12 protein-coding genes are annotated in these 12,228 nt (G+C 63.6%); 4 read left to right on the top strand and 8 right to left on the bottom strand.

Annotated elements, in window-relative coordinates:
- On the top strand, positions 1-621 hold a 621-nt coding region (locus E5W70_RS19075; RefSeq protein ID WP_292660835.1), incomplete at its 5' end, for an aminomethyltransferase family protein.
- Between the two features lie 18 nt (positions 622-639).
- Here the strand turns inward: E5W70_RS19075 and E5W70_RS19070 are convergent.
- Positions 640-1,272: a class I SAM-dependent methyltransferase gene (locus tag E5W70_RS19070; protein WP_292660833.1), complete on the bottom strand. Its 633-nt coding sequence runs from the start codon at positions 1,270-1,272 to the stop codon at positions 640-642.
- Positions 1,273-1,375: 103 nt separating this feature from the next.
- Between E5W70_RS19070 and E5W70_RS19065 the strand changes: the two genes are divergently transcribed.
- Entirely contained in the window at positions 1,376-2,278 is a 903-nt protein-coding gene (locus tag E5W70_RS19065; protein WP_292660831.1) for a phosphotransferase family protein, read from the top strand.
- Here E5W70_RS19065 and E5W70_RS19060 read toward each other — a convergent pair.
- The 3 genes from E5W70_RS19060 to ilvD form a co-directional block, all read right to left on the bottom strand.
- Positions 2,275-3,195, bottom strand: coding sequence for a DMT family transporter (locus E5W70_RS19060; RefSeq protein WP_292660827.1), 921 nt, complete (start codon positions 3,193-3,195; stop codon positions 2,275-2,277). The two genes, E5W70_RS19065 and E5W70_RS19060, sit on opposite strands and share 4 nt — an antisense overlap.
- A gap of 114 nt (positions 3,196-3,309) precedes the next feature.
- Positions 3,310-4,584, bottom strand: a complete 1,275-nt coding sequence (locus E5W70_RS19055; RefSeq protein WP_292660823.1) for an amidohydrolase family protein — start codon at positions 4,582-4,584, stop codon at positions 3,310-3,312.
- A gap of 230 nt (positions 4,585-4,814) precedes the next feature.
- Positions 4,815-6,659, bottom strand: coding sequence for a dihydroxy-acid dehydratase (gene ilvD / locus E5W70_RS19050; protein ID WP_292660820.1), 1,845 nt, complete (start codon positions 6,657-6,659; stop codon positions 4,815-4,817).
- A 288-nt stretch (positions 6,660-6,947) separates the two neighbouring features.
- Here ilvD and E5W70_RS19045 point away from each other — a divergent pair, with 288 nt between their 5' ends.
- Positions 6,948-7,421 (top strand): VOC family protein, encoded by a 474-nt coding sequence (locus E5W70_RS19045; RefSeq protein WP_292660817.1) that lies wholly within the window; start codon positions 6,948-6,950, stop codon positions 7,419-7,421.
- Positions 7,422-7,590: 169 nt separating this feature from the next.
- On the opposite strand, the gene E5W70_RS19040 is transcribed toward E5W70_RS19045, so the two are convergent.
- From E5W70_RS19040 to E5W70_RS19025, 4 genes are all read right to left on the bottom strand, one after another.
- Entirely contained in the window at positions 7,591-9,183 is a 1,593-nt protein-coding gene (locus E5W70_RS19040) for a peptide chain release factor 3 (protein ID WP_292660873.1), read from the bottom strand.
- Between the two features lie 116 nt (positions 9,184-9,299).
- Positions 9,300-9,629 (bottom strand): hypothetical protein, encoded by a 330-nt coding sequence (locus E5W70_RS19035; RefSeq protein WP_292660815.1) that lies wholly within the window; start codon positions 9,627-9,629, stop codon positions 9,300-9,302.
- A 318-nt stretch (positions 9,630-9,947) separates the two neighbouring features.
- Positions 9,948-10,874 (bottom strand): haloalkane dehalogenase, encoded by a 927-nt coding sequence (locus E5W70_RS19030; RefSeq protein WP_292660813.1) that lies wholly within the window; start codon positions 10,872-10,874, stop codon positions 9,948-9,950.
- A gap of 4 nt (positions 10,875-10,878) precedes the next feature.
- Positions 10,879-11,469, bottom strand: coding sequence for a TetR/AcrR family transcriptional regulator (locus E5W70_RS19025; protein WP_292660810.1), 591 nt, complete (start codon positions 11,467-11,469; stop codon positions 10,879-10,881).
- Positions 11,470-11,586: 117 nt separating this feature from the next.
- Between E5W70_RS19025 and E5W70_RS19020 the strand changes: the two genes are divergently transcribed.
- Positions 11,587-12,228, top strand: a 642-nt coding sequence (locus tag E5W70_RS19020; RefSeq protein ID WP_292660807.1) for an FAD-binding oxidoreductase, incomplete at its 3' end; no start/stop codon positions are given.

Here is a 12,228-nt window from a genome sequence, read left to right as displayed (position 1 = left end):
GGCCATGTTCGCGAGATCGCCATTGCCGGCCACCCGGTTCGGGCGCTGCGCGTCACCTATGTCGGCGAGCTCGGCTGGGAACTGCATGCGCCGATCGCGGCAACGGGCGAGGTTTTCGATGCACTGATGGCGGCGGGCGCGGTCCACGACATCCGCCCGGTCGGCTACCGGGCGCTGGAATCGCTGCGGCTGGAAAAAGGCTACCGCGCCTGGGGCGCCGACATCACACCCAACGACACGCCGCAGGAGGCCGGCCTCGGCTGGGCGGTGAAGCTCAGGAAGAACACCGATTTCCTCGGCCGGCGGGCGCTTGAAAAGCTAGATGGCTCGACGCTCGGGAAACGCTTTGCCGGCTTCACTGTCGACGATCCGGATGTCGTGCTGCTCGGGCGCGAGACCATCCTGCGCAACGGCGACGCCGTCGGTTATCTCACCAGCGGCGGCTATGGCTACACCATCGGCACGAACATCGGTTACGGCTATGTGCGCAATGCGGATGGCGTCAGCGATGATTTCCTCACCTCCGGCGATTACGAGCTCGCGGTGGCAATGGAACGGACCCCGGCTAAGATCCATCTCGAGCCACTTTACGACCCGATGGGGGCAAAGGTGAAGGCCTAGAGCCTTCCGGTTTCAGCCTCAGTTCACGATGAGCACCAGCCCCCGGCTCGGCACCGTATCGGCCTCGCCTGGCATTGAAACATAGGGCGGCGTCTCTTCGGCGCGCGTGACGGTGCCTTGCGCCTCGAGCTCGGCGATCCGGGCGGCAAACCCGGTATCCCACAGCGTGTTCTTCACCGTCAGCACGATCACCCCGCCCTGACGGCAGATGCGGATCAGCTCGTCCAGCCCCTCGGCCCCGACATGGCCGGACGTGAAGACGCCGGCTGAGATGATCCCGGCGTAGGCATCGTCCACGAAAGGCAGCGGTCCGCCAAGCGCCAGGCAGTGCAGCGCCGAATAGACGCCCTTGCGCGCCGCCTGCGCCAGCATGCCTTCCGAGATGTCGAGGGCCTCGACCTGCGGATAACCGGTGATGGCAAGCCATTCGCCAATGAGCCCGGTACCGGCCCCGGCATCGAGCAGAGGTGCCGCGCCGCGCGGCAGATGGCGGGCCAGCAAGGCAAGGCAGATGGTCGGATGGCGATAGCCGGCCGCCGACATGTCGGCGTCATAAGTGCCTGCCCAGCTGTCGTAGAGCGCCGCGACGTCTTCCGGCCGCTTCGCCGCATAGGCTGCGGCGAGTGCGCTCTGCTGTTTGCTGTCCGTCATCGCTTTCCGTCGCCTGGTATCGATCCGCAACGCGATCATAGCCAAACGGCGAAAACTGTGGAACCGTCGTCGTCCCAATAACACGGGGAAAGGAGCGAAATCCATGGCGGATGACCAGGCACGCGCCGCACTTGCGGCCATTCCGATGCTGGCCGGCTATGACGGTCCGCTGGAACGGCTCGGCGGTCTCACCAACCTCGTCTTCAGGGGTAAGGATTTTTGCCTGCGCATCCCCGGCAGGGGCACCGAGGAATACATCAACCGCGCCAACGAGGCAGTGGCGGCGCGGCAGGCGGCGAAGGCCGGCGTCAGCCCGGAAGTGCTGCATGTCGATGCCGAGACCGGCGTGCTGGTGACCCGCTTCATTACCGGCGCAGAGACGATGTCGCCGGAAAAATTCAAGACCCGACCGGGCAGCCCGGCACGCGCAGGCAAGGCTTTTGGCAAGCTGCACACATCCGGCGCGGTGTTCCCCTTCCGCTTCGAGCTATTTGCGATGATCGACGACTATCTGAAAGTGCTGTCGACCAAGGACGTCGCTCTGCCTGCCGGCTATCACGATGTGGTCGGCGAAGCGGAAACCGTGCGTTCGGCACTTGCGGCTCATCCTCTGCCGATCGTCGCCTGCCACTGCGACCCGCTCTGCGAAAACTTTCTCGACACGGGCGATAGGATGTGGATCGTCGACTGGGAATATTCCGGCATGAACGATCCGCTCTGGGATCTCGGGGACCTCTCGGTCGAAGGGCAATTCGACGCCGCGCAGGAGGAGGAAATGATGCTGGCCTATTTCAGCGGCGAGCCGACACCGGCGGAGCGCGGCCGCATCGTCATTTACAAGGCGATGTGCGACCTGCTGTGGACGCTGTGGGGCTTGATCCAGCTTGCCAACGACAATCCGGCCGACGACTTTCGCGCCTACGCCGATGGCCGGTTTGCGCGCTGCAAGGCACTGATGGAGACGCCGGAATTTTCGCGGCATCTAGCGGCGGTGCGTCGGGGCTAGTTTACACCCTTAGGGACATTTTCGGGTGGCACCGTGTCGACCACCTTCTGGCGGTGGAAGATGAACAGGCCGGCCAGCACGACGATGGCCGAGCCGATCAGGATGCGCGGTCCCGGCACATCGCCGAAGAAGGCGAGGCCGAAGACCACTGCCCACAACAGCAGGCTGTAATGCAGCGGCGCCAAGGTCGAGGCCGGCGCCAGCTTCAACGCCCGGGTGATCATCAGATGCGCGCCGCAGGAGACAATACCGAGAAGCAGCATGGCGCCGAAATCGAGCGAGGACGGCATCTTCCAGGTGCCGATGGTCAACGCCGCGCCGACCAGCAGCGTGCCGATGGTCTGCCAGGTGACCAGCGAGGTGTCGCTGGTGCCGCGCAGACGCCGGTTGAGGATGATGGCGAAGGCGAATGAAATGCTTCCGGCGAGCGCAAATATCGACGACAGCGAAAACGCGGCCGAAGACGGCTTCAGCATGATCAGCACGCCGCAGAAACCGACCAGGATAGCCGCCCAGCGGCGCCAGCCGACCCTTTCGCCGAGCAGGAAGTGCGACAGCGCCGCCACATAGATCGGCCCGGCCATGTAGAAGCTCATCACATCGGCGAGCGGCAGATAGACGACCGCCGCGTAGAACAGCGCCGTGTCGAGCGTCGTCATCACCACGCGCAGCAGCTGCAGCTCCGGCCGCTCCATGCCAAACAGCTTGGCCGCACCCTGATGTGCAATTATTGGCCCGAGTATGAAAAACGCGCCGATCGAGCGGATCAGCACGACCTGGCCGACGGAAAAACTGGCGACCAGCCACTTGCCCATAGCGTCGTTCAGCGCAAACAGGAAATCGCCGGCGAGCATCAGCAGGATACCGGCCAGCAGCACGTTCCTGATCGTCGAATTCTGGGCTGCGGGCTGCGCCATTCCGTTACCGGTTCCTCGCCGTGGGTACGGTGACCCGCGTCGTAGTCGCTAGCAGCGGCCGTGACGAGGCAGAAATCGAGAATTCGGTAAGACCAGCGCCGGAAATCGGCTGGTCTAAGCGTGGCGCCGGTTCACCGTGCCCGGCCTTCCGGCGATCGAAAGCCGGGTATCCTGCCGGCTGCGTTCGGCTACCACCTTGCCCCTGGCAATGACGCAGAGACGCTCGGGGCGCAGGCGCAGCGCCTCGACCGGATTGCCGGCATCGAGAACGACCAGGCTGGCGCGCTTGCCGACGGCAAGGCCAAGGTGGTCGAGGCCCATGATGGCGGCATTGACGTTGGTGACCATGTCGAAACAGCGCGCCATCTCGGCCGGGCTCGACATCTGCGCGACATGCAGGCCCATGAAGGCGACGTCGAGCATGTCTGCCGTGCCCAGCGAATACCAGGGGTCGAGCACGCAATCCTGGCCCCAGCCGACGCGGATGCCGTGCGCCAGCATCTCCTTGACGCGGGTCAAGCCGCGGCGCTTGGGAAAGGTGTCGTGGCGGCCCTGCAGCATGATGTTGATCAGCGGATTGGGGATCGCCGAAACGCCGGCCTCGGCAATCAGCGGCAATAGCTTTGAAACGTAGTAATTATCCATCGAATGCATCGATGTCAGGTGCGAGCCGGCCACTCTGCCCTGCAATCCAAGCCGCTGCGTCTCATAGGCAAGCTGCTCGATGTGGCGCGACAGCGGATCGTCGGTCTCGTCGCAATGCAGGTCGACCAGCAGCCCCCGTTCGGCCGCGATCTCGCAGAGCTCGGTGACGGAGCGCATGCCGTCGGCCATGGTGCGTTCGAAATGCGGGATGCCGCCGACGACATCGACGCCCAGGTCGAGCGCGCGGACGGTGTTTTCGCGCGCCGTCGGCGAGCGGTAAAACCCGTCCTGCGGGAAGGCGACCAGTTGCAGGTCGATATAGGGGGCAACCGTCTTCTTCACGTCGAGCAGCGCTTCGACCGCCAGCAGGCGGTCGTCGCAAACATCGACATGGGTTCGGATGGCGAGCAGGCCCATCGACACCGCCCAGTCGCAATAGGCGAGCGCACGGTCGCGCACCGCTTCGTGGGTCAGAAGCGGCTTCAGCTCGCCCCACAGCGAGATGCCTTCCAGCAGCGTGCCCGAGACATTGATGCGCGGAATGCCGAGCGAAAGCGTGGCATCCATATGGAAATGCGGATCGACGAAGGGCGGCGAGACCAGATTGCCATGGGCATCGATCGCCGTGCCGGCGCTGACGTTCAGCTCGGGCTCTATCGCTGCGATCGTTTCGCCCACGATGCCGATATCGGCGATCCTGCCGTCGGGCAGCGTGCCGCCGCGCACCACAAGGTCAAAATCCATCTAGCGCCACCTCGTTCAAAAAGCAGTTTCTTTCCATTCGGCGTGCTGCCGCAAGGCGGAACCTTCAGGCGCGGCCCTTCCCTTCTCCCCTTGTGGGAGAAGGTGGCCGCGAAGCGGCCGGATGAGGGGTGTTCCAGCTTGTCACCAACAGCGTTCCGTCCAGCACCCCTCAACCGTCTCGGCGCTGCGCGCCGATCCACCTTCTCCCATAGGGGGAGAAGGAAAGGGCGCTACTCCGGCACATACCGCACCGCACCCTTGGCGGCACTTGTCGCCATCGCCGCATAGGCGCGCAAGGCCGTCGTTACCTTGCGCTTGCGCTTTTCCTCGGGCTTCCAGGCAGCGGTTCCCCTGGCCTCCATCGCCGCGCGACGGGCGATGAGTTCGGCGTCGTCGACAGCAAGCCTGATGGTGCGGTTGGGGATATCGATCTCGATCGTGTCGCCCTCCACGACCAGCCCGATCAGCCCGCCTTCAGCTGCTTCCGGCGAGACGTGGCCGATCGATAGGCCGGAGGTGCCGCCGGAAAAACGCCCGTCGGTGATCAGTGCGCAGGCTTTGCCGAGGCCCTTCGATTTGAGATAGCTGGTCGGATAGAGCATTTCCTGCATGCCGGGGCCGCCGCGTGGCCCTTCATAGCGGATGACGACGACATCGCCGGCCTTGATCTCGTTCGACAGGATTGCCTTGACGCTGGCGTCCTGGCTTTCGAACACTCTTGCCGGGCCGGTGAATTTCAGGATCGATTCATCGACGCCGGCGGTCTTCACGATGCAGCCGTCGAGCGCGAGATTGCCTTTGAGCACCGCAAGGCCGCCATCCCTGGAAAAAGGATGTGCGGCCGAGCGGATGACGCCGGTTTCGCGGTTCGTGTCGAGCTCGTCCCAGCGGCGATCCTGGCTGAAGGCGACCTGCGTCGGCACGCCGCCGGGTGCCGCGAGGAAGAAATCGCGGACGTTTTGGCTGCTCGTGCGCGAAATATCCCAATGGTCGAGCGCTTCGCCGAGGCTCGCGGTATGCACCGTCGGCAGGTCGCGGTTGATCAGCCCGGCGCTATCCAACTGGCCGAGGATCGCCATGATGCCGCCGGCGCGGTGGACGTCCTCCATATGAACGTCTGCCTTGGCCGGAGCGACCTTGCACAGCACCGGCACCCGCCGCGAGAGCCGGTCGATGTCTTCCATGGTGAAGTCGACCTCGCCCTCATGTGCTGCGGCGAGGATGTGCAGCACGGTGTTGGTCGAGCCGCCCATGGCGATGTCGAGCGTCATGGCGTTCTCGAAGGCGCCCTTCGAGGCGATGCTGCGCGGCAGCGCGGTGTCATCGTCCTGCTCGTAATAGCGCTGGGCTAGATCGACGATCAGATGGCCGGCCTCGACGAACAGGCGCTTGCGGTCGGCATGCGTCGCCAGCGTCGAGCCGTTGCCGGGCAGCGAGAGGCCGAGCGCCTCGGTCAGGCAGTTCATCGAATTGGCCGTAAACATGCCGGAGCAGGAGCCGCAGGTCGGACAGGCCGAGCGCTCGATGGTTTTAACGTCCTCGTCGGAGATTTTGTCGTCGGCGGCCGCCACCATGGCGTCGACCAGGTCAAGCGCCTGGCTCTTGCCGGCGAGCACCACCTTGCCGGCCTCCATCGGACCGCCGGAGACGAAGACGGTCGGGATGTTGAGGCGCAGCGACGCCATCAGCATGCCGGGCGTGATCTTGTCGCAATTCGAGATGCAGACCATCGCGTCGGCGCAGTGCGCGTTGACCATGTATTCGACCGAGTCGGCGATCAATTCGCGCGACGGCAGCGAATAGAGCATGCCGTCATGGCCCATGGCGATGCCGTCATCAACGGCGATGGTGTTGAACTCCTTGGCGACGCCGCCGGCTTTTTCGATCTCGCGGGCAACCAGCTGGCCGAGATCCTTCAAATGGACATGGCCCGGCACGAATTGGGTGAAGGAATTGACCACGGCGATGATCGGCTTGCCGAAATCCGAATCCTTCATCCCGGTGGCGCGCCACAGGCCGCGGGCGCCGGCCATGTTGCGGCCATGGGTGGTGGTGCGGGAACGGTAGGCGGGCATTGAACTGTCCTTGCTGTCTGCGTCGCGCCCAAAGGTGCGGAAAACCGGAATTGAGCCGCAGGCCTTATAGACGCCAGGCTCTGGTCTGGCCACAATTTTGCGCTGCGCCAGGTAGCGGAACGAGCGGCCAGCCAAAGACGCAGCCGGTCCAGGCCTTAAAAAAGTCAGAAGTGCTGTCGGATCGTGTTTTGCTCGAGCGTCCTTGGGCAGACGGCGGGACCGGGCATCAATCGCCAGCCGGCCGTTTTGCGAGTGAAAACAAAGCCAACCAGCCCGAGGAGCAAGAGAATGCAAAAGATCACCACCTGCCTGTGGTTCGACGACCAGGCCGAGGAGGCCATGAACCATTACGTCTCCATCTTCAAGAACTCGAAGGTGCTGAGCGTGATGCGCTGGCCCAAGGGCAGCGGCGATCGTGAGGGCAAGGTGCTGATGGTCTCATTCGAGCTCGACGGCGTTCAGTTCCAGGCGCTCAACGGCGGGCCGCAATTCAAGTTCACCCAGGCAGTCTCGCTCTCCATCGACTGCAAGACGCAGGAAGAGGTCGACTATTTCTGGGACAGGCTTATCGCGGGCGGTGGCGAGCCCAGCCAGTGCAGCTGGCTGAAGGACAAATTCGGCCTCTCCTGGCAGGTCGTTCCCGAGCAGTTGCCCAGGCTGCTGCTGGACCCTGACGGGGAAAAGGCCGGCCGCGTGATGCAGGCGATGATGCAGATGACCAAGATCGACATCGCCAAGATCGAAGAGGCAGCCAGGGGGTGAACAAACGCGGTCTTGCCTTCTCCTCTTGTGGGAGAAGGTGGATCGGCGCGAATCGCCGAGACGGTTGAGGGGTGTTGGACGGAATGAGACCTTGGTGTTTCCTGGAACACCCCTCATCCGTCGCCTTCGGCGACACCTTCTCCCGCAAGGGGAGAAGGAAAGCGCCGCATCAAGCCGCTCTGTCGCGCACCTGGTAATCCTTGACCGCGGCGAAGCGGATCGCCTTCCAGCGCTCGGCCTCGTAGTTGAGCGAGAAGGCGTGCTGGGCGAGGAACACCGGATCGTTGTCGAGATCGCGGGCAATGTCGCCGCGATGCGCCTCGATGAAGCGCTGGAGCTCGGCCCTGTCGTCGGCCGATATCCAGCGGCAGACGGAAAAGCGTGACATCTCGAAATCGACCGGCAGCGTGTATTCGAATTTCAGGCGCTCCTTCAAGACGTCGAGCTGCAGGGCGCCGACGACGCCGACGATGGCTGGCGAGCCGTCTTCCGGCGAGAACAATTGCACGACGCCTTCCTCGGCCATCTGGTGCAGCGCTTCCTTGAGCTTCTTAGCCTTCATGGCATCGCCGAGGCGAACGCGGCGCAGGATTTCAGGTGCGAAATTCGGCACGCCGCGAAACAGGATCTCCTCGCCTTCGGTCAGCGTGTCGCCGATGCGCAGCGTGCCGTGGTTGGGGATGCCGACGACATCGCCGGCGAATGCCTCGTCGGCGGTGACGCGGGTGCGGGCAAAGAAGAATTGCGGCGCCGACAGGCTCATCGGCTTTCCCGTGCGCACCAGCTTGGCCTTCATGCCGCGCTCGAGCTTGCCGGAGCAGACGCGGACGAAGGCGATGCGGTCGCGGTGATTGGGGTCCATATTGGCCTGGATCTTGAAGACGAAGGAGGTCATCTTGTCCTCGGTCGCCTCGACCTTGCGGCTGTCGGCCTCTTGCGCGCGCGGCGGCGGCCCATAGGCGCCGAGCGCCTCGATCAGGTCGCGCACGCCGTAATTGCGCAGCGCCGAGCCGAAATAGACCGGCGTCAGATGGCCCTCGCGAAAAGCTTCCAGATCGAGCGGGCGGCAGGCCTCGCGCGCCAGCTCCAACTCCTCGATGAAGGCCTCCCGGTCGTTCTCCGGCAACAGGCCGGCGACCCGGTTGGAATCGGGTCCATTGACCGGCGTGCGCTCCTTTTCGGCGTCGCCCTTGCGCACCGCGTTCAGTGCCAGATGGTAGGTCCCGGAAAAGGTCTTGCCGCGGCCGATCGGCCAGGTGATCGGTGCTGTATCCAGCGCCAGCTTCTGCTCGATCTCATCGAGGATGTCGAATGGGTCTCGGCTTTCGCGGTCCATTTTGTTGACGAAGGTGATGATCGGGATATCGCGGAGCCGGCAGACCTCGAACAGTTTTAGCGTGCGCGGTTCGATGCCTTTTGCTGCGTCGATGACCATGACGGCGCTGTCGACCGCCGACAACGTGCGATAGGTATCGTCGGCGAAATCCTCGTGACCGGGCGTGTCGAGCAGGTTGAAGACGGTGTCCTCGTATTCGAAGGTCATCACCGACGTCACCACCGAAATGCCGCGCTCGCGCTCGATCTTCATCCAGTCCGACCGGGTCTGGATGCGGTCCTTCTTGGCCTTGACCTCGCCGGCAAGCTGGATGGCGCCGCCGAACAATAGCAGTTTTTCGGTGAGCGTGGTCTTGCCGGCGTCGGGGTGGGCAATGATCGCGAAAGTGCGGCGGCGCGATACCGCTTGTTCGATGTCTTCAGCCAATTTCATGGAATCCTGTCTGTGGCGCGGGCTTCTAGCAGCGCTTTTCCGGCCTGTCGAACGGAAACACCCTTCGCCCTCAATGCCAGATGATGCAAATGTCACTGCGGGCCGCGAGTTCAGTCACGGATCACAGCCGCTTCAGTGACCGAACCGGCATCATCCGTGCGGATGGCGAGCCACTCATAGTCGATTGAAAGCAATCCCCTTTCCGGGCCAAGGACATAGACCAGGCTCCAATCGGAAAACTTGTCGGTCTCAGGCGGCGCGCCGAGCGCCGCAACGACTTCTGCCCGCGATTTCCCAACCAACCACCCGGTCAGCACCAGGCTGTCAGCGATGCGATGGCGTTTATGCAAGGGATCATACCAGCTGTAGTCACCGACTTGCCACCACGATCGAATGAACGGCAGTGGCCCGAAAAAGACGGCATAGACGATCATGACCATGGCAGTGCCAATAGCGAGACCTCGCATCCAGGGGCGCAAACGAGCCCTTTGTGGCTGGGGCATGATTTCTGGTCGGGAACTCAACAGCGGAAAGCTTTCTCGCAAAGACGATGTCATCGACCGTTTCGAGAACGGAACACCACGACGCACCAAGGGTGAGCATGTATCACGACGGCAGGAGGGTATGAAGTCCTGCCGTTTAAAGGTGGAGGGCCGTGAGCAAAGACATCCTCGTCATCGGCGCTTCCATCGCCTGGAACCTGAGTGCAGAGCTGTCGACCTCTCCGGCTGCCGCAGCCGCCGGTTCATGTCCCGACGTCAGGCCGGTTCGGCGGCATGGCTCTCGAAGGCTATCTCGGGAATCCAGCCGGCAATTGCGGCGCCGATCCTGTCGGCATGGTCCTCCTGCAGATAATGCGCGCCGGGTCCGAGATCGATCAACCGGCAGTTCTTCAGGCCCGCCGCGAATTCCCGTGCAGCCTGCGGCGAGACGAGGGCGCCCGGATCGCCTGAGAAAAGCAGCTTCGGGTAGGAGGAAAGCCGGAGCGCCCGATGGTCGTGCTCGCTGATGGCGGCGACATCGGCGGGCTGGCCTTCGATCGGCAGGTCCCGCGGCAGCCGCAGGATCGGCTTGCGCGATTGCGGCGTCGGGAACGGCGCCCGGTAGGCGGCCATTTCTTCATCGCTCATCGTGCGCAGCACAGCGGCCGGCAGCACCCTTTCGACGAAGACGTTGTCTTCCAGGACAAGCTTCTCACCGACGCCAGGCGTGCGCATTGCCTTGAACAATTCGCGCGCCTGCGGACGCTGGTGGAAATCGTCCCAGCTCTCGAAGGGGCGGATGAATTCCATGAAGGCGAGGCCGAGGATCCGCTGCGGCCGCCGGGCCGCGAGATGGAAGGCGAGTGCGGTGCCCCAGTCCTGCGCGATGACAACCATGTCGGTGATGCCAAGCGTCTCGATGAAAGCGTCGAGATACCGGACGTGGTCGAAGAAGCGATAGTCGATGTCCGGCTTGCCGGACTGGCCATAGCCGATCAGGTCGGGCGCGATGCAGCGGCCGCACGGCGCCACATGCGGGATGATGTTGCGCCAGATGTAGGACGACGTCGGGTTGCCGTGCAGGAAGAGCACAGTCGGACCGGCCGTGCCTGCCTCGACATAGGAGATGGTGGAATCGAGTACCGCGACTTGCGAGCGCCCTAACATTGTGCGGGATTGCTGCTTTTCGAGTTTCGGGTTCATCGGATCAGCTCCTTTTTGCGAAGACTGTTTTGAAGACGATATTCTTGAAACGCTCGAGCGGTTCGGGACTGCGCTCCACCTTCATGCGCAGCATCGCGCCTTGCCAGGAACTCAACAGGAAATCGGCGAGATCCTCGGCATCGAACGCGTCGGTGATGTCGCCGGCCGCCTGGCCCTCGGCGATGCATTCGGCGAAGGGCTTACGCCAGCGTTCGAAAATGGCGACGAGTTGCAGCCTCAGCGCCTCGCTGTGAGCCGCCGTCTCGAGGCTGAGATTGCCGATCATGCAGCCCCGTGCCCAATCATGCGCCTCCAGCTTCGACGTGATGATTTCGAGGTAGCACCGCAAGCGCCCGACCGGGGGCGTGCCGTCCCGGGCGAGGGCCTGCTCCACCAAACCGCTCACATAGGCGAAATAGCGGTCCAGCACCTCACCGGTGAATGCCTCCTTGGATGCAAAATGATTGGTGAAGGACCCCGGGCGGGCATCGGCCGCGGCGACGATGTCGCGCACACCAGCGGCCGAATAGCCGGAATTCCAGATGGTTTTGAAACCGGCGTCGAGAAGTTTTTCGCGAAGTGAATGTCTGGCCATACCGACACAATACGTACGTACGTATTAAAGTCAAGAGGCATATTTGATACCGCGCGCTCTTGGCAGAACCCACGGGCAATGGCATCGCAGTGGTGGCGTTGGAACGAGGAGTGAAGCATGACAGCGGCGAAAGAAGTGATTGTCATCGGCGCCGGCATCATCGGCGCCTCCATCGCCTGCCACCTGACCAGGGCCGGCGCGCGGGTGACGGTCATTGCCGGCAGCGGCGCCGGCGGCGTCGCGACACCGAATTCCTTTGCCTGGATCAATGCCAGCTGGGGCAATCCGGAGGTCTATTTCCGCCTGCGCAATCGGTCGATGGCCGAATGGACGCGACTGGCGAACGAGGTGCCCGGCATTCCGTTGCACTGGTGCGGCGGCCTGTGCTGGGACCTGCCGCGTGCCGAACTTGAGGCCTATGCGGCCGAGCACTCCGCCTGGGGCTACGGCATCGAGCGTGTCGACCGTGCCGGAGCGGCGGGCATCGAGCCTAGCGTAGTCGAACTTCCCGCTTTCGCCCTTTACATCGCCGAGGAAGGTGTCGCCGAGCCGGTCGCCGCCACGCGGGCGCTGCTGGCCGATGCCGAACGGCGCGGCGCGCGGCTGATGACCGGAATGACTGTCACCGCGATGGTGCAGGCCAACGGCAAGGTCTCCGGCGTCGATACATCCGCAGGGCGGATAACTGCCGACGAGGTGGTGATCGCGGCCGGAGCCGGCTCTCCGGCACTAGCGGCAACAGCCGGGATAGAACTGCCG

This window comes from Mesorhizobium sp., from assembly GCF_005063415.1.
Lineage (GTDB): Bacteria > Pseudomonadota > Alphaproteobacteria > Rhizobiales > Rhizobiaceae > Mesorhizobium.
The sequence above is the reverse complement of the archived record's forward strand: the minus strand, read 5'-3'. Positions and strand labels throughout refer to the sequence as shown.